General features: G+C 55.8%; 17 protein-coding genes. 6 read left to right on the forward strand and 11 right to left on the reverse strand.

What is annotated here, in order from left to right; all coding sequences use genetic code 11:
- Positions 1–69: 69 nt before the first annotated feature.
- The 6 genes from ACFPPD_RS01470 to ACFPPD_RS01495 all read left to right on the forward strand — a co-directional run bounded on the left by ACFPPD_RS01470 (position 70) and on the right by ACFPPD_RS01495 (position 5,835).
- Positions 70–726 (forward strand): response regulator, encoded by a 657-nt coding sequence (locus ACFPPD_RS01470; RefSeq protein ID WP_378081150.1) that lies wholly within the window; start codon positions 70–72, stop codon positions 724–726.
- 66 nt (positions 727–792) lie between these two features.
- A complete protein-coding gene (locus tag ACFPPD_RS01475) occupies positions 793–1,923 on the forward strand; it encodes a sensor histidine kinase (protein WP_209747347.1) in 1,131 nt (376 codons plus the stop codon).
- A 196-nt stretch (positions 1,924–2,119) separates the two neighbouring features.
- Positions 2,120–3,055: an ABC transporter ATP-binding protein gene (locus ACFPPD_RS01480; RefSeq protein WP_209747345.1), complete on the forward strand. Its 936-nt coding sequence runs from the start codon at positions 2,120–2,122 to the stop codon at positions 3,053–3,055.
- A gap of 13 nt (positions 3,056–3,068) precedes the next feature.
- Positions 3,069–4,196: an ABC transporter permease gene (locus ACFPPD_RS01485; protein ID WP_209747343.1), complete on the forward strand. Its 1,128-nt coding sequence runs from the start codon at positions 3,069–3,071 to the stop codon at positions 4,194–4,196.
- Between the two features lie 4 nt (positions 4,197–4,200).
- Positions 4,201–5,355, forward strand: a complete 1,155-nt coding sequence (locus ACFPPD_RS01490; protein WP_209747420.1) for an ABC transporter permease — start codon at positions 4,201–4,203, stop codon at positions 5,353–5,355.
- A gap of 144 nt (positions 5,356–5,499) precedes the next feature.
- Entirely contained in the window at positions 5,500–5,835 is a 336-nt protein-coding gene (locus ACFPPD_RS01495; protein WP_209747340.1) for a hypothetical protein, read from the forward strand.
- A gap of 171 nt (positions 5,836–6,006) precedes the next feature.
- On the opposite strand, the gene ACFPPD_RS01500 is transcribed toward ACFPPD_RS01495, so the two are convergent.
- From ACFPPD_RS01500 to ACFPPD_RS01550, 11 genes are all read right to left on the reverse strand, one after another.
- On the reverse strand, positions 6,007–6,567 hold the full coding sequence (locus ACFPPD_RS01500) for a hypothetical protein (protein ID WP_209747338.1): 561 nt from the start codon (positions 6,565–6,567) through the stop codon (positions 6,007–6,009).
- A gap of 154 nt (positions 6,568–6,721) precedes the next feature.
- Positions 6,722–9,835, reverse strand: a complete 3,114-nt coding sequence (locus ACFPPD_RS01505) for a beta-galactosidase (protein ID WP_209747336.1) — start codon at positions 9,833–9,835, stop codon at positions 6,722–6,724.
- Between the two features lie 27 nt (positions 9,836–9,862).
- Complete coding sequence (locus ACFPPD_RS01510) at positions 9,863–13,012, reverse strand: alpha-mannosidase (RefSeq protein ID WP_209747334.1); 3,150 nt, start codon at positions 13,010–13,012, stop codon at positions 9,863–9,865.
- A 3-nt stretch (positions 13,013–13,015) separates the two neighbouring features.
- Complete coding sequence (locus ACFPPD_RS01515) at positions 13,016–15,319, reverse strand: glycoside hydrolase family 3 N-terminal domain-containing protein (protein ID WP_209747331.1); 2,304 nt, start codon at positions 15,317–15,319, stop codon at positions 13,016–13,018.
- Between the two features lie 80 nt (positions 15,320–15,399).
- Positions 15,400–17,052: a type 2 periplasmic-binding domain-containing protein gene (locus tag ACFPPD_RS01520; RefSeq protein WP_209747329.1), complete on the reverse strand. Its 1,653-nt coding sequence runs from the start codon at positions 17,050–17,052 to the stop codon at positions 15,400–15,402.
- A 113-nt stretch (positions 17,053–17,165) separates the two neighbouring features.
- Positions 17,166–18,065, reverse strand: coding sequence for a carbohydrate ABC transporter permease (locus ACFPPD_RS01525; protein WP_209747327.1), 900 nt, complete (start codon positions 18,063–18,065; stop codon positions 17,166–17,168).
- 15 nt (positions 18,066–18,080) lie between these two features.
- Positions 18,081–18,986 carry an ABC transporter permease gene (locus ACFPPD_RS01530; RefSeq protein WP_378081097.1) on the reverse strand — a complete coding sequence of 302 codons (906 nt, stop codon included), beginning with the start codon at positions 18,984–18,986 and terminating at the stop codon, positions 18,081–18,083.
- 282 nt (positions 18,987–19,268) lie between these two features.
- Entirely contained in the window at positions 19,269–21,479 is a 2,211-nt protein-coding gene (locus ACFPPD_RS01535; RefSeq protein ID WP_209747323.1) for a helix-turn-helix domain-containing protein, read from the reverse strand.
- A 42-nt stretch (positions 21,480–21,521) separates the two neighbouring features.
- A complete protein-coding gene (locus ACFPPD_RS01540; protein WP_209747321.1) occupies positions 21,522–22,943 on the reverse strand; it encodes an alpha-L-fucosidase in 1,422 nt (473 codons plus the stop codon).
- Positions 22,944–22,964: 21 nt separating this feature from the next.
- Positions 22,965–25,589 carry a transglutaminase-like domain-containing protein gene (locus tag ACFPPD_RS01545; protein ID WP_209747319.1) on the reverse strand — a complete coding sequence of 875 codons (2,625 nt, stop codon included), beginning with the start codon at positions 25,587–25,589 and terminating at the stop codon, positions 22,965–22,967.
- A gap of 6 nt (positions 25,590–25,595) precedes the next feature.
- Complete coding sequence (locus ACFPPD_RS01550; protein WP_209747317.1) at positions 25,596–26,618, reverse strand: carbohydrate-binding family 9-like protein; 1,023 nt, start codon at positions 26,616–26,618, stop codon at positions 25,596–25,598.
- Positions 26,619–26,620: the final 2 nt, after the last annotated feature.

The following is a 26,620-nucleotide window of genomic DNA, read 5'->3' on the forward strand; positions in this document are numbered from 1 at the left end:
CGAACGGAGTGTGAAGCGGTGACCATCAAAGTGCTGATCGCGGACGACAATTCCTTCATTCGCGAAGGGATGAAAATCATCCTGACGACGTTCGCCGATTTCGAGGTCGTCGGCACGGTCGGGGACGGCGCGGAGGCGGTCGATTACTGCCGGAACAACGAAGTGGACGTCGTGCTGCTGGACGTGCGGATGCCGAACATGAACGGCGTCGAAGCCGCGCGCCTCATTGTCGCGGAGACGAAAGCGAAGCCGCTCATCCTGACGACGTTCGACGACGACGAGTTCGTGCTCGAAGCCGTCAAAGCCGGCGCGCGCGGCTATTTGCTGAAGAACAACGATCCTGAAAGGATCCGCGACGCCATCAAGAGCGTGCACAACGACCATCACGTACTGCAGGACGTCGTGCTCGAAAAGATTAAGTCCAATTTGCTGAACGGCGGGACGAACGCGCCCTCCTCAGCTCACGCCCACGCGCCCGCCAAGCCGGCCAATGCCTTCGCTGACGGAAGCCTCATCGACCGCGGCCTGTTCACGGAACGCGAACTGGATGTCATGACGCAAATCGCGAACGGCCTCTCCAACAAGGAGATCGCCAAGAAGCTTTTTATATCCGAAGGCACGATAGCCAACTACATCACGTCCATCCTGAACAAAACGGGACTAGAGCATCGCACTCAGATCGCCATCTACTACTTAACGGGCGAGACGAGAATGTCCGACGGTTAACCGGCAAAGGAACGATGGCCGAACGCGCGCATTCATCGGGGAACGAGCGACAAGGAGGCAGGCTTCATGGATTACCGGATCATCGGCAACAAAGCGGGCCTGCTCGCCTATACGATCGCCGTGTCTTTCTTCCTTACGGAGCAATCCGACGAACGTTACATGCTGGCCAACCTGGTCTTCCTGAGCCTGAACATCGCCATTCCGATTTTCAAGCGCCCCGCGCCGAAACGCGTACTCGGCCTGCTCGCCGCCGCTTTCGCCATCGGCTGCGCATGGAAACTCGACCCGCTTTTCTTGCTCCTGCTTCCGGCCAACCTGTACGAACTGGCTTGGCTCACCGGCTTGCGGACGCTCTTCGCCGGCCTGCTGTTGCTCGTCCCCTTGCCCTTTGCACCCAAGGAACTCGTTCCGGCTTACTTGCTCGCCGCGTCGCTCAGCTTCCTGATCTTCGCGAACGGGCGCGCGGCGCTCGCGAGAATCGGCAAGCTCGAGGCGATGAACGAGAAAGCGCGCGAAGATTTCGAACGGCTTACCCGCTCGCTGAACGAGAACGCGGATTATATGAGGCGTTCCGAATACACGATCAAGCTCGAGGAGCGCAATCGGCTGTCGCAGCAGATCCACGACGACATCGGGCACGCGATGGCCGGCGCCCTCATTCAGATGGAAGCGTCGAGGATGCTGCTCGCCTCCAATCCGGACAAAGCGTCGGAGCTACTCGGCAACGCCATTCATATTTCCAAAGAAGGACTCGAACGCATTCGCTTGACGCTGAAGGACGCGAAGCCCAAATCCGAGGAGCTCGGCATCAACCGGCTTCGTCTCATGGTGGACGAGCTGTCCGCGAACCGCGGCGTGCAGGCGACGCTTTCCCACAAAGGGGACGTCGACGCGGTCACGCCGCTCCAATGGAAGATCGTGCAGGAGAACGCCTCCGAGGCGATCACCAATTCGCTGAAATACGGTCAAGCGACGAGCATCCATATCGAAGTGCACGTGCTCAACAAGTTCGTGAAGTCGGTCGTGTCGGACAACGGCGTCGGCGCGGATAAGATCGTCAAGGGCCTCGGCATCGTCGGCATGGAAGAACGCGCGGCCGCCGTCGGAGGCACCGTCGTCGCGGACGGCAAGAAGGGCTTCAGCGTCACGACATTGCTGCCAAGGGAAACGCCGGCGCCTGCAGACGGTTCACCCTGACATTCTCACGGTCCAAAACATGAAGATTCTCATATCCCGGGATGAACTTATGCACTGACATAGGGGCATCCTTTTTCATTACAATTCAATCATAACCTCTTGAAAAGGAAGTTCGAAAAGTCAGATTTCGATCACGAAGCCTATGCTGATAACCGAACTAATCGAACCTTAATCTAATTTAGATGGAGTGATCCGGATGAACGTACTTGAAATCCGCAACCTGACGAAGAAATTCGACGATTTCGTCGCCGTGGACAATATGTCCCTGAGCGTGAAGGAAGGCGAGATTTTCGGGTTCCTCGGCGCCAACGGCGCGGGCAAGAGCACGACGATCAGCATGGTCGCCTCCCTGCTCAGAAGCACGAAGGGAGAAATTCTCCTGCTCGGCAAGAACATCTCGGCCAACGCCAAGTTCGCCAAGTCGAACATCGGCATCGTGCCGCAGGATCTCGCCATCTACGAGAACATGACCGCCTACGAGAACGTGAGCTTTTTCGCCGGACTGTACGGCCTGCGCGGCGCTCTCTTGAAAGAACGGACGGAAGAAGCGCTCCGGTTCGTCGGCCTCGCCGACAAAGCGAAGAGCTATCCTTCCAGCTTCTCGGGCGGGATGAAACGTCGCCTCAACATCGCTTGCGCCATCGCGCACCGGCCGAAGCTGATCATCATGGACGAACCGACCGTCGGCATCGATCCGCAATCCCGGAACTACATTCTGAACTCCGTCCGGGAGCTCAACGAGATGGGCTGCACGATCATCTATACGAGCCACTACATGGAAGAGGTCGAGGAGATCTGCACCCGCATCGCCATCGTCGACCACGGCAAGATCATCGCGGAAGGCACGAAGGAGCAGCTCAAGGCGATCATCACCGACACGAAGGACATCTGGATCGGCGTCAAAGGCGGGGAGACGTTGGAGACGGAACGGCTGAAGCAAATCCCGGGCGTCACCGCGGTCCGGCTCGAGGACAACGTCGTCAAGATCGCTTCCAAAGGCGAAGTAAACAACTTGAACCGCATCGTCCAGCAGCTGATCAAGGACGAAATCGAAATTCGCTCGGTCGAAGAGCAGGCTCCGAATCTGGAGACGGTGTTCCTGACGCTGACCGGCCGCAACTTGAGGGACTAAGGGGGAACGAGAGATGCACATCCTCAGTATCGCGTTAAAAGAAATCAAGTCGACCCTGCGGGAGAAAAGAACGTTCGTCTTCATGCTCGCGTTCCCGGTCGTTCTCATGCTGATCCTCGGCACGGCGCTATCGAACGCCTTCGTAAGCAGCACGCCGGTGGACAATATCCGCCTTCTCTATAAGAACGACGCGACGAACGGTCAATTATCGCAATCCTGGCAAGCTTTCGCCGATGCCCTCGCCAAGGAAGGCATCGAGACGACGCCTCTCGCGGCCGACATGGACGGCAAGCTCGAAGTGAGAGAAGACCATTACACCGCGTACGCCGAGATCGACGATCGAGGCCTCGCTTTGTACACTAGCAGCAAAAACACGATCGAGAGCAACATCGTTCAAGGAATGCTGACCGCCTTCTCGGATCGATACAACTTGGCCGCGGCCGCTTACGAGACCGACCCTTCCAAAGCCGAGGCGATTCTCGCCGGCGCGAACGCGGAAGGAACCGAATTTGTTCGGGAAACCGCGCTGGACGCCGATAAGAAACCGGGCTCCATCGATTATTACGCCATCGCGATGACGACGATGATCGGTCTTTACGCCGCCCTCCCCGGCAGCATGCTGTTCCAAGGGGAACGCTCCCGCAATACGCTCGCCCGCCTGACGGCCGCGCCGGTCAGCAAAGCGGAGGTGTTCATCGGCAAAGTCGCCGGCACGACCTTCATCAACAGCATCATGGTCGGCGCCGTCATGCTCGTCAGCGGCGTGCTTTTCCAAGCGGACTGGGGCAGTCACCCCGCGCTCGTCCTCCTCGTGCTGACCGCGGAAGTCGCGTTCTCCATCAGCTTCGGCCTCGGGCTCAGCTACTTATTCGGAGGCGAAGCGGCCCGCACGTTCATCATGATCTTCACGCAGGTCGCGTCGTTCGTAGGCGGCGCCTACTTCCCGATCGCGGACACGGATAAAGGGCTGGGTCTCCTGACGGAGCTTTCGCCTCTACGCTGGGCGAACCGCGCGCTGACCCGCATCATTTTCTCGGACGACTTGAACGCCGCTTGGCCGACGATCGGATTGTTCGCCGCCAGCGCCGCCGCGTTCCTCGCCGTATCCGTCATTTCCATTCGCCGGAAGGAGGCGCTCTAAAATGCTGAAAGATATAGGCTGGCTTATGCGCAAAACCTTAATGAACACGTTCCGCAGCAAAAAAAGCCTGTTCTTATACTTGGGATTGCCGATCATCGGCGTCTTCGTCTCTACTTTCCTGTACGGCAACTTCAACGGCGGGACGCTTAAGGTCGGCGTCGTCGACCAAGACGGCGGCTCGGCGCTGACGCAAGACGCGATCCGGTTCGTGGAAGGCTTAAAGGAAGTCGAAATGACGGTCACGGACGAAGCGACGCTGAAAAAAGACATCGCGGCCGGCAAGCTGGACAGCGGGCTTATTTTCGGCGAAGGCTTCTCGGCGAGCTTGCGGGCCGGGACGGAGCAACCGGAACAGCTGACGCTCCTCTCCGTCAAGGGCGCCCAAGTGACCGCTTACGTCAAGGCGATGCTGCAAGGTTACGTAGCCAACGTCGCATCGATCGGCCGCGAGACGAAAGGCGATGCCGCCGGGTTCGACGCGCTGTACTCGGCCTATCGGGACCAAAGCTTCAAGGTGACGACCGAGCAAGTGACGGATACGTCGCATAACAAAGACATGACGTACCAATCGCTCGGCTTTCTCATTACGTTCATGCTATTCTCTTCCGTCAATCTCTCGGAGCTCATCCTCGGGGAGAAGGAAAACCGCACGTTCCTGCGCCTGCTCTCGTCGCCGATCTCGGCAAGGACGTACGTGCTGGCGAACGTCGCGGTAAGCTTCGTCATCCTGTTCGCGCAGATCGTCGTCACCTTGTTCCTGATGAAGAACGTCATGAACATCGACTCCGGCGTGTCGTCCGCGCATTTGTTCCCGATTTTGCTGCTGTTCGCGCTTGCCGCGATCGCTCTGTCGCTCTTGATCGTCTCCTTCTCCAAGAGCCGGGCCGGCGCCGGCGCATTGCAGAACCTGATCATCACGCCGACCTGCTTGCTCTCCGGCTGCTTCTTCCCCGCCGAGATCATGCCGGACTCCGTCCGCCAAATCTCGAACTTCCTGCCGCAGCACTGGCTGCTCGATTCGGTGGAGAAACTCCAACGCGGAGATGCCTTCGGCAGCCTAGGCCTTAACATCGCGATCCTGTTCGCTTTCTCCGCCGCGTTCGCTCTCGTCGCGATCTATCGATTCGGACGGAATAACGATACGAAGCAGTTCGTGTAAGACGACAAAAACCCAGGTTTCGGAGCCGCCATCTGCGGTCCGGTCTGGGTTTCGCTTTTTCTATTGTATCTACTCTGCCAGCCTACGCGAGGTGGAAAAGTACATTTATTCAGGCCCGTGAACGCTGAAATTCGACTATATAGGTTGAACCAAAGACTACCTATCCCAGGCGGAGTTCGTCGCGCTGTACAAGGCGGCCTTCACCACGAACCGGTTGTTCAGCTTCGCGCGATCTTCGGCGTGACTTACTTTTATCCGGTATTCAAGGTTCGCGTCGTCCAGTTCGGCAACGACGACTTGTCCGACTTCTACGGCAACTACAACAACGTGACCGCCATCGTCTTCCGCGAAGTCCTGCACCGTACGTTCAGCGGCATCACGATCCAATGCCCCGCAGGCTACCTTCTACATAAGACTTTATGCTCGAAACGCCGAACCTTCCGTCTAATTCCCGTCAACCGAGAGCAGCAGTTCGACTAAACCCAACTACAGCGCCGTAACCCGGCCAACCGAGAGCAGCAGTTCGACTAAATGGGGTTGGAACAGGTTAACGTTACTGCATCATCTTATTGTCCATCAAAATCCGAAATCGGCGTGAATAGCTGCACAAGTGAAATCCGTTCCGATGAGATGGAGATTTCCATCTGCCGTTTAAGGACGTAGCCGATTAACGACATTACCGATTAACGCCGCTAACGATAAACCGGCAAGATAAGTATAGACGTTAAAGAAAAGCGTATTCGTATACTGATTTAACCATCCGAATCGGTAGATAACCGAGTCGGGATCTCCCGGGCCTCCTCCCAGTCGGCGCAGCAGCGAATGCGATTTCTCGTATTCGCCGTAAGCGCAAGCGAGGATGAGCAGCGTCAATCCGCTTATCGCTAGTATCGATGCCCGCCAATGGAGACGGATGCGATAGCTTATTCGACAAGCATAAACCATCAAGAACGCATACGCGGGTACGGCGGGGATGACGAAGAGCAATCCGGGATTCCCGTTGCCGGATATGCCGTGACCCGTCCCTCGGTATTCGAGAGTGAAGAGGCCGACCCCTGCGAACAAGGCGCCGCTTACCGCCACCGCAATCGCGAGGCCGATCGCCTCGGCCCGGTTACGCCGGGAGTCGGCGACCGGAACGCGCGAAGACTCGGACATGGACGTCGCTCGGCCCGGATTGCTCGAGAAGATTTTCCTATCGGATGGAGACATCTTCATGTCTACCTCCTTCCGCAATCATACAATTACATTCAACACCATCATACTCTTCACGCCTAAATTATACACTGATTTCCATACGAAGCCATTCGTGTAACGGATAAAGAAAAACCCGGGCGAGACCGCGATCGTCGCGGTCTCGCCTGGGTTATTTCACGTCAATCGAAACCTCTAAAGGCCGGTAAACGGACAGCAGCTCTCCCTGCCCGTCGACTGCAAACAACACGGAACGCTCGCGCTGAAGCTCGAACTCGTATGTTTTGCCGCTGGAGGGGTCCGTGACCTCAACCGTCGCATCGGCGGCGTATTCCGACACGAAGACGAACAGTGCCCCCGCGGAGAAGCTTACCTTCTTCCCGTACACCCCCGGAAGCTCTCCGCCTTGCTTCCATTCCAGTTCCGGCCGGACGCCGGCTTCGTTCAGGGCATATTCATATAGCTCGACCAAAGATTCGGTTCGTTCATTCAGTTCAAGAGGCAAAGGCGACCAGATCAGCTTTCCCTTGCCGATCGCATAGCTATGGACCTGCGCCGCACCGCCGCCGTTCGTTCCCCCGACGACTTCCTTGCCGATCTGCGCGATGCGATGTCCGCCGAAGGACACCGGCAGCCGCTTGCCTTCCAACTCCAGCAACTCTTCCCGAAGCACATTCCCGAGCTGCCTTCCGCCGGTTATCCCGACTAACCGTTCCGAGGGAGCCCAATATTCGTTCAGGCCGATCGGGCCCGTGTACAATAGCGTACCGCCGTGCTCCTCGATATGGGACAGCAGATCTTGCAGCGCAGCGTCCGCAAAGTTGTGCGCGCTTGGAACGACGATCAGCTTCGGCTTATACGCCGACAAGCTCTCCAGGTGATACTCCCCGACGGCCCGAAACGCCGCTTTCATCTCGTAAACAAGCGTCCTTGTCAGCTTGGATGTGGCATCGAAAGCGAGCTTGCACGTCGAGAAATCATTGGAGAACGGATAGACGACAACGACGTCTTCCAGCTCGCGGCCTTCGAACAGATCGCGGATTTCCCCCATGAAGCTCCCGAAATCGTACGACACGTCCGCCTCCGGCTTCTCCGTCCCGTCCGCCCTCAGCGCTCCAATATTCGACTCGTTCACGTTGTTCATATAGATGTTGGCGTTCCACACCCACTGGACCGCGCCCGCTCCCCCGGTGGAGAAAGCGTAAGCGTATTTGCGCTCGAGAATGTTGCGAAGCTCGAACTCGGAACGCTTGGCCCTGCCATCCGGCGTCTCGACATACATGATCCCGGTTTCCTGCACCAGATTCGGTTTGTCCGGCGACTTCGCGAAGATTCCGTCCCATACGAGTTGGTCCATCATCCACCACGTGTGGTTCGTCGTATAGTCAACCGCTTCGGCATAGAAGAACGGAGACGGCCGCTGACCGGCCAGCCCTTCATCCTGCCCGACGGTCACCAGCTGGCTCGGTTGAATCGAGCGAATCGTTTCCGTTAGCTCCCGGGCCCATTTATTGTGCATATCCATCGTAAAGAGCGTGTAATCGAGCCAAGCCCCCCCTTTCTTCGGAAGGATCGGCGTCGTGCCGAAGTTCACGTCCCCGGCTTCGGGCAGTCGCACATGCCCAAAATCCGGCAGCTCCGGCGGCGTCATATGCCAATGCTCCTGAAGCGCGCCGATGGAACCGTGTCTCTTCTCGAGCCATTCCGCGAACCGCCTCTGCTCGTAAGGATCTCCATTGGTTCGCGGTCCCGCGAAAAGTTCTTTCGGATTGAACATCGACGGCTCGTTAATCAAATCCCAATGGACGTTCTTCGTCTCCGCATGCCGTGACACGATCGACGCGATAAACCGTTTCTGCGCCTCCACGCTGCGCGGATCGAGATAAGGATTCATTCCTTCCCAAGCCTCGGGCGTAAACGCGAAAAAGTTGAACGTCACTTCGATGTCATGCTTCTTGGCCGTCAGGATAAAAGCGTCGATGGCGCGCAGCACTTCTTCGTACGGATGCCCGTCGACGTACATCACTTGCCGCCAAGCCGTCCATATGCCCGTGCGGATCAGGTTGATTCCGGCCTTCTTCATCTGCGCGATATCGCGGTCCCATACGGCCGCGTTCGGCATGAACAGAAATTTCCGCGCCACGTCGGAACCCATGTAGGTCATGCCGACGATCGGAAGCGGACGTCCGTCCTTCCGGAAATAATCGCGGTCGCACCGCAGCCATTCCCCTTCGCGCAGCAACGCGGAATCGATCCCCCAGAAGCCTTGGCGCAAGCGGCGTACTTCTCCCGCATCGGAAGTCGCGAGACAGCTGACGCCGTAATATCCGGGTTCGATCCCAACGGGAACCTGGATCTTGGCAAAAGCCAGTTCTCCCGACGCTTTCATCTCCGTCCGGCCGGTCCATACGGCTTTCGCAGCGCCCTTCGCTTCCTTCGTAACCTCAATCTCGAAACGCCAGAATCCGGGCTCGGACGGCAATCGGTCTTCGGCCGTTCGCAAGGCTTGTACCTGCAGCGTCAAGTTCGCCCGCTCTCCCGGCTCGTACGCGGCATAGTTCGGTTTCAGCCAGATCTCGGTCACGCCTCGCCGGCAATATGCGCCCCATTCGCCGAGCGCTTCCGCTCCGCCGTTTTCCCAGAACGTCTTCTCCGTCCGCAGGTTTACGAATATCCAGCGCCCGCCGGAGAAAACCCCTTTCGTATTCTCGATCAGCACGGCCGGAGCCGCGACTTCCCGATTTTCCTTGGACACGCCTATTAACAGCGGCGCGATATGCGCATCCATAGGCCCGCTTGACCCGCCTTCTCCCGGACGATCGTCCGACCGCGTCACATGGAGAACGAAACCCGTGGTCGGTTGAACCGAGAACAACGATTCCTTGCCGATAAACAGAGGAAGGTCTTCATTGGCCCTGTAATGATCGATCGGCGCGGGATCGACATGCAGCATTTCATGGATTTGCAAGCTTTGATGATAGGCGGTCTGCTCTTTCTCGGCAACCCACGCCCCGTTTTCTTGGTTGACAGGAACGCGGAATGGCTCGTCTCCGACATGAAGAAGGCCTCCCCCTCTTTGCAACAAAGCGAGAATATCCGTCCATGCCCGCTTGGGGAAAAACTTGCCGTGCAAGCTGATCAGACAGCCGGCATCCCGTAGCTTCCCGGACAACAATTCCGCGTCGACCACTTGTCCGATCGCCGATAGCGCCTCGATCGAGGCGTCCCCCGGACGTTCGCCTTCATAAGGAAAAGTATCATCGTAAAAAATAACCGTTCGACTCATTTGAACCCAATCCCCTATCCGTTCACCTTACTCGTATTTGATCGATTTGATTTCGAACGGCTTGAAGCTCAGACGGAGAACGCCATCGGCAATATCCAAAGGCTCCATCTCTTCCTCCAGCAGGTTGACGACGCATACCCGGTTAGGCGAGCCGGGCAGACGAACGGCGACGCTGTCGCGGCTTCCGACAGACTCATATAAGCGGACGATCGTTCCGCCGCCGCGCTCCGCCGGTTTGACGGTATCGAGCACGACGGAACGGCTCTCGAACGGGATCATCGACTGCCCGTCCGGCAGCAGCACTTCGCCTGCCGATGCTGCGGCTACGGCTGCGCTGCGCCGCGGAACCCGCACCGGGATCGCGGGGTGATTCAGCTCCGCGGCTTTGCGAACGACCAGCGCTCCGCGCCAATCCTGTTCGTGAGGGTACAGAGAATACGTAAATTCATGCTCTCCCTGATCCGCCGTAGCGTCCGGCCATTTCGGCGCGCGCAGCAAGGACAAGCGGATCGTGCCGTCTTTGATGTCGTAGCCGTATTTGCAATCGTTCAACAGGCTGACGCCGTAGCCGCCCTCCGACAAGTCCGCCCAGCGGTGGCCGCAAACCTCGTACTGGGCTTGCTCCCAGCTCGTGTTGTTATGGGTCGGCCTTTCCAGCGCCCCGAACGGGATTTCATAAGTCGCCTTGGCGGCTACGATGTCGACGGGAAACGCGACCTTGAGCAATTTGTGATCCTCGTGCCATTGCACGCGGGTTTTGAAATCGACGCGTTGCTGATGATGGTACAGAATAACGTCCTGGCTGATGGTCGACCGGTTCAAGCGCCACTCGAACCGAAGCACGTCCGACGTCTTCCCTGCCTGAACCAGCTCTTTCTTGACGAGCTCGACCGTTCCCGCCCGCTGCTGCTCGAAGCGAGGGTCGATGTCCCAGGCGTCCCAGTACAGCGGTTTATCGTGATAAAATTGAAGCTCGTTCGCTTTGGCTCCGGGAGGCAGAAGCTCGCGGCCTGCCGATTTGTCCAGCCAGCGCGTGATTTCCCCTTCTACGTTGAATTCCAACAGGTATTTCCTGGTTTCCCACGAATTTCCGAACGACGCCGTCACCGGCGCATCGGCAGGCACACTGTCGCCCTCATCTGCCAACGTCCGAAGCCAAATCGTCTTATAACCGACGGCGGGAATCGAAGGTACGGTAATCGACATCGTATAGCGGCCCTCGCCGTACTCGCCGTCGCGGCGGACGTCGCTTGGCAGCCGGTTGCCCGCCTGATCGAACGCTCCCGCCATTGCCAGCTCGGCATCCCCTTCGATCGTAACGACTTCGTCCCGCTCCCAGCCGAGACTGTTGAATACGACATAAGGCGTTCCTTCTCCCGCCGCCGATACTTGCGCGGCCAGCGCCTGCAGAGACTGCTCCAGACACTCGTTCCCCAGCTTGAACACTTGCTCGTATTCGGTTGCGGACGTCTCGTAGGTTTCCGTAATCGCCGTTCCCGGGATGATGTCGTGGAACTGGTTAAGCAGCATCAGCTCCCAGCCTTGGCGCAGAGCGTCCCGGCCCGGTTCGCCGTTCAAGAACGGCCGAGCCAGCCGGTTCCATATTTCCGCTTCGCGGTACAGCACTTCCGCTTTGCGGTTGTTTCGCTTATTCCGCGCATGAGTCGTATAGGTGCCCCGGTGAAGCTCCAAATACAGATCGCCGTGCCACTTCGGCAACGTCGGCGCGATTGTCCCGACTTCTTCGAAGAAAGCCGCGGCCGTGCCGAACCGGCTGACCGGCAGCCCCGGCATGAGCGAAGAACGGCGAACGTATTCGATCATCTCGCGAGTAACCCCGCCGCCGCCGTCTCCGTGTCCGTACAGCAGCATCAGCTCGTCCAGCTTGTCTTTTTGCCGGAATTCCCGCCAATGCTCGTGAATGTCTTTCGGCTTCGTATGCTCGTTAAGGCCGTGGTTCAAATACGATACGATGGAAGACCCGTCGATGCCGACCCAATGGAACAGCTCGTGCGGGAACTTGTTCGTGTCGTTCCAATTCAGCTTCGTCGTCATGAAGTAATCGATGCCCGCAAGCTTCAGCATTTGCGGGAGCGAAGCGCAGTAGCCGAACGTGTCGGGCAGCCACTCGATATGGGACGTTCGACCGAACTCTTCTTGATAGAAGAGTTGACCGTACAGCATTTGGCGGACGAGCGATTCGCCGTTCGGAATGTTCAAGTCCGGCTCCACCCACATGCCGCCGACCAGCTCCCACCGGCCTTCCGCGACTCTGGCTTTGATCTTCTCGTAGAGTGCCGGATCATGTTTCTTCGCGAAAGCGTACAGCAGCGGTTGGCTCTGGGAATAGACGAAATCCGGATACTCCTCCATTAACGTCGTCATGCTGGAGAACGTGCGGCTGACCTTGCGGACGGTTTCCCGAACCGGCCACAGCCAGGCGATGTCGATGTGCGATTGGCCGACCATGTGCATCAAGCCGTCCGCGCGTTGATCCGGTATTAACGCTTGAACGCGGTCCGCCAGCCTTTCCTCCATCGAACGAAGCCATTCCCCATCGGTCGGACGGCTGTCCAGAAACCGGTAGGTTTCCTCCATCGTCTCATATAGAACGTCCATCATCTTCTGCCGGACCAAGTCGCGTTCGTCAAGCAGCAGCATCGCTTCGTAAGCAACCTGGACGCTATATAATAAGCTTTGCAGCGGTTTGTTCGCGCGGACGAGCCGGATCTGGAAATGAGTGACCGGCGGATTGATCGTGGATTGGGCGTTGAGCGGATCGACCGGCTCCGGAATCGGGTCGTAGAGCTCGATTTCAAGCAACGGCTCGCTTCCGATCCCCCCTAAGTAAAGCGGGACGAAAGGATGGTTTCGATCCAACCCTTGGTAAGAGGCGCCGTTCACGCGAAGCAGCCCTTCTCCTCCGCCTTCCGCGAGCAAGCCGACCGAATCGGATGCCCACTCCGGAGGAATCGCGATTTTCTTTCTAAGAAAGTAAGTGATGCCGTGTTTCCCGTCCAGCCGGTCATCCTGCAGCAAGCCGTCTTGCCCCGGTTCGTATTCATACTCTCCCGGTTTGATATAACGGGCTTTTCTCATTTCCCAATCCCGCAGCGGTATGGCATCCAGCCACTGTTTATCGGATAAATATTTAACGTAACGAAGGATTCGATACATCTATTACACCTCGTTCTCCACGAATAAAGACGCGCCGATGCAGTCTTCGGCGTTTCTTCCGACCATGATGCTGAATTCCCCCGGTTCGACGGCGGGCATCAGCCGCGCGTTGATCAATTGCAGGTGCTCCTTGGCAATCCGAAAAGCGACCGCTCGGGTTTCCCCCGGTTCCAACGTTATTTTCCGAAAGCCTTTCAGCTCCTTCTCGGGCCGGGTCACGGAGCTGACTTTATCGGATATATACAGTTGCACCGCTTCCGTGCCCGCGACGGCTCCCGTATTGGTGACGTTGACCGTGACGGTCGCTTCCCCATCCGGCGAAATCCGCTCCGGAGACACCTTTAACCCGTCGTACTCGAACGAAGCGTAGCTCAAGCCGAATCCGAACGGATAACGCGGCTTCGAATCCGTCTCCAAATACCGCTTGCCCCTGCTTCTCTTGCCGTTGTAATAAACCGGAAGCTGACCGACGTCTTTCGGGATCGATACGGTTAACCGGCCGGAAGGGTTAACGTCGCCGAACAAGATGTCGGCCAAGGCGTTCCCGCCTTCCTGGCCCGGATACCACGCCTCGAGAATCGCATGCGCGTTCTCGTCGATCCAAGGCTCCACGATCGGACGTCCGTTAATGTACACGACAATGACGGGTTTTCCGAGCTTATGGATTTCTTTCGCCAGCTCTAGCTGTGCGCCCAGCAAGTGCAAACCGGTACGGTCGATTCCTTCGCCGCACTCCATATCGCTCCACGAATGCTCGGTGACGACGGAAGCGCCCGTTCTAAGATCGATCGTCCCCTCGCCGAAATCGCGCGCGCTTGAACCGCCGAGCGCCAGAACGACGACGTCCGCTTGCGCGGCGTTATCCAGCGCCGTCTCGAATCCTTCCTTGGAATCCCCTTTGATCCGGCAGCCCGGCGCGTACAGGATCCGGTCTTGCCCGCTCTCGCCCAATGCGTTGCGGATGCCATCCAATAAGGTGACCACTTGATGGCGAGGCTGCGGAGAAGTATAGTCCCCCAGCTGATTGTAAATATGATTCGCGTTCGGTCCGATCACCGCGATTTTGCCGGTTTCTTTGCTTAGCGGAAGCGTTCCGCCCTCGTTCTTCAGGAGGACGATCCCTTCGCGGGCGACCTGCCGGGCTAGCTCGACATGCTCCCGGCAACCGATGATTCTCGCGGCTTGCTCGGGGTCGACGTATGGACGCTCGAACAAGCCGAGCAGGAACTTGGTCTTTAATACGCGCAGCACCGCTTCATCCAGCTTCGCTTCCGAAATGGCATTGTTCCGCAGAGCGGACAGCAGGTGCTTACCGAACATTTCGCCGGACATCTCCATATCGACGCCCGCTTTAAGGGCAACCGCCGACGCTTCTTCCCCGTCCTTCGCCACGTCGTGGCCCCAGGCCAGCATGTTGATGGCGCCGCAGTCCGTAATGACGAACCCGTCGAAGCCCCATTCTTCCCTTAGAAGCCGCTGCAGCAAGTATTCGCTTGAGGTGCAGGGAACGCCGTCGATCTCGTTGTAAGCCGTCATCACCGACAAGGCGCCGGCTTCGACCCCCTTGCGGAACGGGAGCAAGTCTATCTCGTGCAGCTCGCGCAAGCCCATATGAACCGGGCCGGCATTCCGCCCGCCTTCCGAGCTGCCGTAGGCAACGAAATGCTTCAAGGTCGCGATTACGCTATCGTCCCGATCCAGCCGGTAGCCCTGCAGCCCTTGCACGGCGGCGGTCGCCAGTTCCCCGATCATGTAAGGATCTTCGCCGAAGCATTCCTCGGTTCGGCCCCAACGGGGATCCCGGACGACATCCAGCACCGGCGAATAAGTAGCCGCGCCGCCTTGACTGCGGGTTTCGGCCGCGATGGCCCGGCACATGTCCCGGTATAAATCCACGTTCCACGCGCTTCCCACCAAGAGCGGAACCGGAAATACGGTCGCTCCGATCGCCATATGCCCATGCGAGCATTCCTCGCCGAACAGAATCGGAATGCCGAGCCGCGAACGCTCGACCGCATAACGCTGAATTTCGTTGATCGCCCGCGCGCCTTCCTCCGGAGACAATCCGTTCTCAAGCGTAACCTCGGTCCATGGATCGGCGCGAAGCACTCCGTAGAGCGATCCGACGCCGCCGTTGCTCGCTTGTTTCTTGAAGGATTCGTCAAGGAGAATGGCGCCGTTGTCTTTATGGTAAGTCTTCCAACCGAACGGCTGAAGCAATTGGCCGACCTTTTCTTCGATAGTCATCAAGGCGAGCAGGCTCTCCGCCCGCTCCGCCGCAGGCAGCGCCGAATCCCTGTACCCCATAATCCGTCTCCTTTACATCCATAGACATAGCAGAAGGAAGTAAACCCGAAGGTTATACTTCCTGTTCTGCCCGTCAACGATTAGCTTTGGGTGATCGCGTTTTGGTAGATTTCGATATATTTGGCCAGGTTCAAGCCGTCGAAGCCCTTCACGTAAGCATCCCAGTCTTTCTCGATGTCTTTGTTGCCGATAATGAACTGGGCCATGCTCGTATTGACGTAATCCTTGATCGCCGTAGTCAGTTGAGCCGCGGTATCCGTGTCTTCCGGACGGATATACGCGCTTGCCGGATAAATTTCTTTAGGAGCATACGGCTCGTATTCCTTCGTCGCTTGCGCCAGACGCGTTTCGTAGCCTTTAGCGCTGAGCGGATCTTGCGCCGAAGCGAACGAGTCGCGGAATTCCTTCGACATATCCTTCGGACCGAGCAGCGACCAGCTATCGTTTCTTATCGCGTTTTCATCCAGCTTTTTAAGATTTTCGAAGCTGTATTTCGCCGGTTCGCCCCAGATGTTCTTCTCGCCCGGCTGCGCTTTGTTCCAGCCGATGCCTTCGTTCGTTCCGTATTCGCTGAACAGCGCGCCTTCTTCGCTGAATGCATAGTCGGCAATTTGGATAGCGGCGATTTGCTGCGCTTCGCTCGCTTTGTTGGTGATCGTGAACGCGAATTCGCCGAGCCCTTGCCATGTGCCCGCAAGCTGAACGCCGTTCGGCCCTTTAAGCGGCGGTACGATAACCCAATGCTTGTGGCGAGTGATTTTCTCGTCCCCGACATTGAGCAGGTAGCTGACGAGCGCGGTCGTAATGGAGCCGACGATCTCGTCGCCTTCGCGGTTGCCGAGCTGGCCGATCGCCTGGTCGTTCTGCGTAAACGATGCGGAATCGATCAGGCCTTCCTTGTACAGCTTCTGCATGTACGCAAGGCCATCTTTCCACTCCGGCTTGTTGGCCGCAAAATCGACTTTACCGTCGGTCACGGTCAAATATTTGTCGTTGTCGTTGTAAATAAACGAGTTCATCAGATAAGCGTCGATGTTGCCGTTCCATACGGACTTGTTCGGAGCGCCGGTCAGCGGAATTTCGTCTGCTTTGCCGTTGCCGTTCGGGTCTTGCGTCTTGAAGGCCTTCAGCACGGCATACAGCTCGTCCGTCGTCGTCGGCACCGGCAATCCGACCTTATCCAGCCATTCTTTATTCATCCAGTACTTCTGGGAATACGTGCAATGGTAACATTCATTAAACCGCGGAATGCCGTAAATATTGCCGTCCGGAGACGTCATGGCGGTTTTCAAAAACGGTTTTTTCTCCCATAGAGCCTTGAGGTTCGGAGCATACTTATCGATCAGATCGTTAAGAGGAATCAATACGCCCTGTTTTCCGTAAGTCATCAGATCCGCATTGGAAAATTTGCCTTCCAAGAACACTTCCGGGTAATCGCCGCTGGCAAGAAGAAGCTGTCTGCGGTCGATCAATGCGTCGGCAGGAGCAAGATCCCACTTGATCTTCGCGTTGAATTTCTGTTCGACCAGCTTCGTATAATCGTTGTCTTCCAGCGGAGCTTTTCCTTGAGGAGCGAAGAAAGTGACTTCTACCGGCCCCGAAGGCGTTGCGCTTGCCGAGGCGCCTGCCGATGGGCTTGCGCTGCTTGTATCTTTATTGTTATTGCCGCAAGCCGAAAGCACGATACTGCCGATCAACAGAACCATTAACGAAACCCACAGTGTTTTTTTCAAAATGACTCCTCCTTAAATGTTTAATCCGGGATGAAGCATACTTGCATAGCGGCGAATCTCGATGATCTTACCTCTCGGGCCTCACCTCCATTAATAGTTAACCGCCCTGCAAATTAACCTTTTAAGGAACCGATCATGACGCCTTTGACAAAATGCCGCTGCGCAAAAGGGTACATAATCAGGACAGGGATGCATGCCACCACGATCAACGCGTATTTGAGCACTTGCTCGAAGCCTTGGTCGCGAATCTTTAATGTCGTATTCGCCAACATTTCCGGATCGGCCGCGTTAAGGATCAGCAGGTTACGAAGCACGTATTGGAGCGGGAACAAATTCTCCGATCTCAAGTAGATCAATGCGTCGAAGTAAGCGTTCCAATGGCCCACCGCGTACATCAGGGCCAGAACGGCAAGAATCGGTTTGGACAAAGGAAGCACGATGCTAACCAAGTAGCGGGTGTCCCTGCATCCGTCGATCTGCGCGGCTTCCTGAAGCTCCGACGGGATGGAGGTCTGGAAAAACGTTCTCGCGACGATGACCTGGAAGACGGATAAGGCGCCGGGCAACCATAGCGCCCAACGGGTATCCAACAAATGGAGGTCTTTGACCAACAAATAAGTCGGGATGAGCCCGCCGCTAAAGAAGAAGGTGACCATCATGAGGATAACGACGATTTTGCGCCCATAGAACGTTTTTTGCGCCAGCGGGAACGCCAGCAGTACCGTAAACGCGACATTAATGAACGTTCCGACTACCGTGTAATAGATCGAGTTCAAGTAGCCTAGCATGATCTGAGAGCTGTTAAATATCGATTCGTAAGCTCTGAACGAGAATTCGACGGGAAACAGCCACACTCGGCCGGCAACGACCGCTCGCGGAGAACTGAGCGACGAGCTGAGAATGTACAGAAGCGGATACATAACGCTTAGCATTAACACCGTCAATAAGAGATAGATGAAAATAAGCAGAATTCGGTCGCCGAGCGTCTCTTTGATTTTGTTTTTGTTAAACATAGTTCCCCTCCTCGTCTACCACAAGCTCGTTTCCGATACTTTGCGTGAAATCCAATTGACAATCAGAAGCAGGATCAGGTTAATGACCGAATTGAACAATCCGACGGCGGTGGAGAAGCTGAAATTCGCTCCGAGCAATCCGACCTTGTAGACGTAGGTGGAGATGACTTCGGAAGAGGTTAAATTGAGCGAGTTCTGCATCAGGTAAATCTTCTCGAATTCAATGCCCATTACCGATCCCAACTTCAGGATCAGCATGATGATCATGATCGGAACCAAAGCGGGCAAATCGATATGAATGATTTTTTTCCATCTGGAGGCTCCGTCGATTCGGGCGGCTTCATATAACGCGGGATCTACGCTTGCCAAGGCTGCGATGTAGATGATGGAAGCGTATCCCATCTCCTGCCAGACGCCGGACCAGACGTAGATGGATTTGAAAAATTCAGGAACCCCCATGAAGTTGGTCGTCGGCAGTCCGAGCATGGTGAACAGCCGCTCTACCACGCCGACATGCGGCGTCAGCATCAGAATAATAATGGAAACCATGACGACGGTCGATATGAAGTGCGGAGCGTAGGTGATCATTTGAACCGATCGTTTGAAGAAGCCGGTGCGGATTTCGTTCAGCGCCAAGGCGAGCAGAATCGGAACGGGAAACCCGGCGAACAAGGAATAGAAACTGACGCCAAGGGTGTTCTTGATGATCATCCAAAAGTTCGGGGAATTGAAAAAGTTCTCGAAGTGCTTGAATCCGACCCACGGGCTCCCCCAAATCCCGCTAACGGCATTAAAATCTTTGAACGCGATTTGAACGCCGACCATCGGGATGTATTTGAAAATAAGTAAATAGAGAACAGGCAGCAGAACCAAACAATATAATTCCCAACTCCTCTTCATCTTCATCCATGAAAGGCTCATCCGCATTTCCCCTTGTCGATTCGTTATGTCCGAGTGTCGTGTTGCAGGTCGACTCGGTCGGTAAGTCGATTCTAGCCCGCGTCAGCTCCATTCATCAATTTGTAAGATTCCTTGACATCACCTTTTTCCCAAGCCTGTTCTACCGGGGAAAAAACATGAATAAAACGCTTACTTCTCATTTTTCTACACTTCTTAATTTTCGCTTAACAAAAACCCTCGGGTTCATGTCATGATATCTGACATAAATCCGAGGGTTTAGTTTGAAAAATACGATATAACGGCTTAATGTCCGGTTTGCTTACGATAATCGCTGGGAGAAACCCCCGCGATATTCTTGAAAGCTCTGTTAAAGGAATTGTAGTTGTAATATCCGACCTCGACGCTGATTTCCTGCAGCGACTTCTCCGTCTCCATAAGCCGCTTTTTAGCGTTTTGAATGCGGAGCCCGATCAGGAAATCGACGAAATTTTCGCCGAATTCTTCCTTGAACATCTTGCTGATGTTTTTGGCGTTCATCAAGAACTTGTCGCTCAGATAGTCCAAGGAAAGCTCGGGGTTCGCATAGTGCTCTTCGATGAAGCTTCGAATCTCGCCGATAATGATTCGATTCCGGTGGGAATCCCGGAGCGATTGCATTTTGCCGGACGCCGCTTCGAATATTCGGATGCAGGAGCTTTGAAGTTCTTCGATCGTTTCCCAATGCTTTTCCGCCTCAAGCAATTCCGTTTCCGTCTCTTTCCACACGTTCCGATACTCCCTGGACAATTCCAGAAATACGCGGTCCAAGTGCTGATGCAGAAACGACAAGAGGCTTTCGATTTCTTTACGCGAGAAGATGGAGTCGCGGATTTGCTTGAACAACTCGGCCAGTTGCTTATTCCAATCCTGATCGGGCAGCCGCAGCGCGTTCGAGAACGAATAAATCGTATGGAAATATTCGTGATTCCGGGTCTGCGGCCGGGCTATTTCCTCCGGATGGATGACTCGCCCCGTTCCGAGAACGGCTTTGTAGGAAAGCAAGCTGCAGGCCGTCTCGTAAGATCGCCTTAATTCTTCGAGCGTTGCCGCCGCGCCGCCATGACCAAGCGTGATCGTGAAGCTCAAATTTTGCTTGACCCACTGGATGACCAAGGCGGTGATCGCGTCCCGCATTTCATCCAGCTTCTCCTTTTCCGGCACCCATATGATCGCCGCCATCTGGCGGTCCGTCGTCCACTCCGCCCATATGGACGCTTCGCGTTGCTGAGTCATTTCCTGAAGGATACTGGATAGGAGAAATTTAAACAAGGATTGATCCTGCTGATCGTAAGTCTGGGAAAACGCGCGATATCCATCGATCTCAAGTACTTGGACGTAAGCGATCTTGCCGGCGGCATCCACGTTGTATTTTCTAAGGTCGGAAGACCATTCCGCTTCCGTGATCGGAACGGTACCTTCCATCGCCTCCAGAAAACGGTGCTTTTTCTGCAGGATGCTGTTCTCCACGTTCTCCTGCCGGATTTTCTTCGTCTCCTCCATCAAGTGCTCCAACGCGCCGCGAATGAAGCCGAATTCGTTTCCGTCCGATTTTCCGTCATTCGGTTGGACCAATGAACTGGTTTGAATCAGCGAGACGATTTGCCCGATCGGCTGATAATTCCGCTTGGTCACGTGAACGACCCAGAAGACGCCGAGCAGCACCGCGGCTATCGCCAAACCCAGCCAGACGCTGTAGAAATTCAGAGCAATCCGGAGAAATCCGGTGTCGATGAGGCCGCTTTCCACCAACCATCCGGTATAGGGAGAGACGAACTCGGAGAATACCTTCCCCTCACCGGAGGTTTCGTCGTCTTTGTCCAGCAAGCTCCGGTGCCGGTTGTCGTACATCCGTACAAAGCTGATGTCGGGATTGTACATTTGGGCGACGGATTCTTTCAACTTCGACAAGCTGACATTCACCACGAAGTACCCTTTCTTGGCGCTGGTGAAGTATGGATATCCCCGAACTAAAGAAATCACTTCTTCTCCCTTTAAGGAAGGGTATAATTGATAAACCCTTTTTCCCGTCCATTTGACGGTATCTTTTTTCCCCTTCATTTGTTCGATGAACGGCATGTCCGGAAAATCTTCTCTCCAGACGGACCCGTCGCCGAACACATAATGATCCTTCAGCCTTACGAAATACACGGAGTGAACGATCGGATAATTGAACTTCAAGTCTTCCATGATTTTGCCGGCCTGTATATTCTCGTAGACGTCTATGTCGTTAAGGCTGAAAAAACGGGATACGACCGGATCTGCCAGAATTTCTCTAACGACGCGGTAATCGATCTTTCTCAGCTCGTTATCCGTATATCTGATGACTTGCTGGGCCAAATATTCATTGGCCTTGATGGCTTCCTTGCGGTTCTGTTCGCTCAAGGTTTGGAAGAAAATCACGAACAATGCGGTGATCACTACGAAAAACACGGGAAGATACGATAAAAGGAGCTTACGAAACCAGTTTCTATTCATTAAGATCCCCCCTTCTTCCATGATAATCGTAATTATCGGTATCTATTGATTCGTCAAGATCCGGAATACGTGAGCGATCGGAGCCTGTCCGTTCCGATCGGCGTCCGGAAGGCGAACGGAAATCCCTTCTTCCGTAAGGATATAGGTTAGCTTCCCTTCCATGCCGACCAGTTCGATGCTTTCCGCATGGTCCATATAAGGAATCAGAACATGTTCCGGCACCGGCGAATCCGCATCCGGATACAGATACGAGCAGTAAACCGTATCCCCTTTGCGGGTGAACGCGCAGGATCCGGTGAAATAAGGGGCGCAGATTCGCGTCCCGTACACGGCTTCCCCGTACGACTTCATCCACGCGCCCAGCTCCTTCATCCGCTTCACGGCTCCTTCCGGCAATCGTCCGTCGGGCTGCGGCCCCACGTTCAGAGCCAAGTTGCCCCCTTTGGCGACGACTTCAAGAAGGATGTGCACCAATTGACGGGTCGGCTTGTAACGGTCCTCATACCGGAAGGAGAAAGAGGTGCCCATCGTAATGCAGCTCTCCCACGGCACATTCAGCGGACCTTCCGGAATCGTTTGCTCCGGGGTCACGTAATTTTCGTACGGACCGCCTACCGTGCGATCGGCCGAAAGCAGCCACGGTTGCCGTTCGCGCGCCCGTTCGACGACTTCGCCGAGCCGAATGTCCTGAGGAACCTTGCCGCCGTCTCTGACCCAGCCGGCATCGAGCCACAGGACATCGATGCGGCCGTATTTCGTCATCAATTCCATGATTTGCTCATGGGTGAATTGAACGAAATTCTCCCACAGCCAAGGCTGCTCCTTCGGATCGTAAGATGGTCCCCGCCACATGTTGGAGCCTCGGGCCATGCCAGGCGCCCAATAGGAAGGCGTGTGCCAGTCCGCTTTGGAGAAATAGGCGGCGATGGCCAACCCTTTATCCCGAAACGCGTCAAAAATATTCTTGCAGATGTCCGCGCGGGGATGGGCGTGAAACGGAGTGTCCGGTCCGGTTATCCGATAATCCGTCGTATGCGTGTCCCACATGCAGAACCCGTCATGATGCTTGGTCGTAAAGATCAAATACTTAAATCCGCCTTCGGCGGCGAGCTCCGCCCACAGTTCCGGCTGGAAGCGGACCGGATTAAACGTCTTGTTCAGTCCGAAATATTGACGCTTGAACTCTTCCATGTCGTCCGTCCAGTCGATGTCGTCGCGCGACCAGTCGCCGTCCTCGTCGCTTAGCGCCCACGACTCTACCAGCCCCAACTGGGAATACGGCCCCCAATGCATCATGAATCCCAATTTCTGATCCTTGAACCACTCCAACCGCTCCAGAATCAGCGGATCTTCCGGCTTGACCCAATCGGCTTCGCTGCTGAAATTGTGGACGCCGTTCTCCACTTCATGGATTTCATGGTCTTCCTCGTGCAGTTGCGTCTTCTGTTCTTCGGAATCGTTCATATCGGAATTCCTCCCATGTGTTTATCGGATGAGCGCTTTTAATGCCTTGACGGCTTCCTTCGATATCCCTAGCTTGTATCCTGCCCAGCGGTAACGAATGCGATCTTGGGCATCCACCGCGTACACGATCGGCAAACCCTCCTTCGGGTGTCCCGCGGACATGGAGCCGTCGATGGAAGCAAGCGTTTCATACGCTTTGTTTTCTTTGCCGAACCAGATGTTCGAAGGCAGCCCCTTGTCGCTCGGCAGCGTTAAGGAAACGTTCCATTTATCCTCTCCGATGAAGCATAAGATGCTCACGCCCAAGGATTCCCATTCGTCTTTCATCTCCCGAAGCTCGCGAAGCAGATGCTTCGACGGCTCGCGGTCCGGCTCGATCCAGGCGATAAACGTACCGTTGCCGCCGGCGAGCTTCGATACTTCGACCTTCTCGCCCGCGGGCGATTCGGCCACGCAAGAAAGATTCGCAACGCCTAGTATCGGGACTTCCGCGCGCCGCTTCCGGAACTTCAACGGAACGGCGGATCGTTGTCCCGGCTTGACTTCGAAGAAATGAAGGCGGATTAACGCGGTGCCGTCCTCCAAACGAATTCCGGTCGTTAAACGGTAATGGCCGGCCCGCATTTCAAACGGTTCATCCCATCCATCGGCTTTGCCCCGCTCGTATTGGAGCGTATGGTAGGTGCCGTTATCGAAACGGGCCACGGTGAAGTTGTGGAAATATTTTGCTTGCTCCTCGGATTCCTGGTCCATCATCCATATAACGGTTCCCGATTCCGCTGCCGGTACGGCGCCCGGAAACGCGGAAGCGTCGGATTTGCCCAATCGCGCATCCTTCCACGTCCCCGCGGATAAATACTGCGGCCTCCTATCGCTCGGCTCGAGCCGGGCGGGAATTCCCGCGCTGCGCGAAGCGGCGACGAACAGAATATCCCGCGACAGCCGATCGCCTTTCTTTAACCGGTAACTGCCGTCGGGCGTGGCCGATCCTCGGTAATCCTTCAAATCTTCGAAGATCTCGAAATCGTTCTCGATGGACTCCGCCAGCAGATCGGGATTCGCCGCGAATTCCCGGATGCCGGCGTCGCCGAAGCGACGTTGGAAGAAAGCCCGGTACGGCGTGATCATCTCAAAATCGACGCGAGGCTTCAAAACATAAGAAGCAAACGTATCGTCGCCGGTCTCGCCTTTCACCTTCATCGAGAACGTTAAATGATCTTCCAGCGTCTCGCGGAACGTATCCGTCAGATCCTTATCGTTTAACGTCTCGAGGACCCGCAAACTCCATTCGCCGTATTCAGGGGACTGCTCTCGTAAGTAAGCGGCGATTTCCCGGCTGTTCCCGCGCGCCTTCCGCAGAACGTTCCTTACTCTTACGGGCGGGAGAGAGCACTCGGCGGCAAGCGCATCGGCATCCTCCTCGCTCAAGAACGTCGACTCGTAATTCGCGCGAATGCACGCTTCTTGTTTCGTCCTTGCATCGTTAACGGATATTTCTTCCTCCGTAACCGGGTCATCTTCGAAATCCGGCAAATCCGGGGGCGGAACCATATCGAGCTGAGCCGTCTCGCCGGAAGGCAATCGCTTGGTTAAAGCAACGGTTACCTCGTCCGTTTGCCCTACGCGACATTTGGCATACCCCCAGCCTTCGCTTCCATATGCGGATATAAATACATCCCCTATGCCAAGCGTGACGGATACAGAACCGGATTCATCCGTATGCATCGGAACGATCGTCGATAATTCGGCATAATTATAGACCTGCAAATCGACCTTTGCCCGAACGGGATTGCCGTCCGAATCCACCGTGCCGACCTTCAGGACTTTCGTGTCGGCATATCGATGCAGCAGATTCAGCTCCGAATACCAAGGCCGCGCGAGCGTCACTTCTTCCGGTCCCGGGTAACCCGCGGCGACTCGAGTATGGACGAGCATCGCTCTTCTGGCCGGTCTGCGGAACCATCCCCGGTCAAGCCGAGGCTCCGGCTCGCAAGCGCCGAGAAAATGCCAAGCCCCGTCCGCCCAAGCCTCCACCCAGGCGTGGTTCGAATCGCAGTGCGCCCAGAGCGGCGTATAGCATTGTCTTGCCGGAATGCCGATACTTCTAAGCGCCGATACGGCAAGCGTCGATTGCTCCCCGCAACGGCCGAGCGCGGTTCGAATCAACGTCAGCGGAGATACCGTCCGCCGATCGTTCGCCATGTAATTCGCCTTCTCGTGGCACCAGTGGTTCGTTTCCAATATGGCGTCAGCCATGGACATCCCCTTGACGCGGGGATAGATTTCCTCGAATAGCGGCAACCGAACCTCTTCGATATTCTCGTTGTTCACCCTGTAAGGCAGTACGAAATGGAAAAACAACAAGTCGGGAATCCGCTCTCCCCAAGGCGCAACGTTTCGAATGTGCAAAGCTTGCCTTACATGCGCGAGAAATAGAGAGCCGTCGTAGTCGGCTAGATCGTTTAACGGCATATAGGCATACAAGTACTTCAACGCCAGCCGTTCGTCTTCGGACAGCGGTTCGTCGAAGATGCCGAAAAGCTCCTTATCCCTTGCCGACGCAAGGCGGCGTTTAAAGGCGAACTTCTCTTCTACAAGGAGCATCGTGGGTTCGTCTAACGATAATAGCCGGCTTTTTCCGTTCATAACCGATTACTCCTTCCATACTTTCCCGTCTTCGCGAATATATAGCCGCGTTTTCCCGTCCGAAGCCGGTACGGATGCAAGGAACGTTCGGGATGTCGTCTCGATCTTGGGCTCATCCGTCCATTCCGTTAGGCGCAAGGCCGACGGATCCTCGCTGAACCGTCCGTGTTCCGCATAGTGACTGCTCTGACGGTAGTATAGCCTTCGTAGCCCCCACTTTCGTTTTTCGTCCTCGGGGATTTGGGGCGTTGTTCCGGAAGTATCGTCGGTGAAGAAGACATATCCCCACAGCTCCGGATAATGCATATTCACAATGCCCATCGGAGACCAGACCCAGTTATCCTCCGGGAAAGGGCGCCCGGTTCTAGGATCGAGCTTCTTGACGTACTTGCCGTCTTTCGCTTCTACTTGCCACTGCACTCTTGAAAAATTCACCCGCCAGAACTCGCCCGGCCGAGGAGGGCGACCTTCCAAGGCGCATTCTTTCAATATGTTCCACGGCATAGCCACCTCGACGCTCCACAGCCGATTGTCCGCCGAAGGATCGTTCAGCCTGCCGTCGATATGAACCGCGGTCCGGATCCCGCGGATATCCCAGCCGTTCACGGCCGGCCCTCCGTCGCGGTAAGGTTTCACGAGCAGTAAATCCCATATCGTATTCAGCGCGTTCATCTCGAACTCGTAGTATTGGTGGGTATCGCCGTCGGGGTCGATAAAAATTTCAAAATCGTTGTCATAGAAAATGACGGATTCCCGCTCGGTTAACGTCGCCCATATTTCATCTTCCTCGAGCTCCGCGCCGAAATAGAAATAGTCGTCGTCCCATAGCATTTTAACGCGCGTGCGTTTAGCCGGAGCGGGCTTGGCGTCGCCTTCGATATCCGCGAAATACTCGCTCCACTCCGCGGTTTTCCAAAACGGTTTGTCCAACCGGCCGTCAAGCGAAGGCAGCGCTCGATCCGCTCTCTTGCAAAGGTACCGGCCAGGGCAGTAGTTCGTGATGTTCGGTTCCGGTACTGCGCTTCTCATCG

It is taken from the genome of Cohnella suwonensis (assembly GCF_042655365.1).
GTDB lineage: Bacteria > Bacillota > Bacilli > Paenibacillales > Paenibacillaceae > Cohnella > Cohnella suwonensis.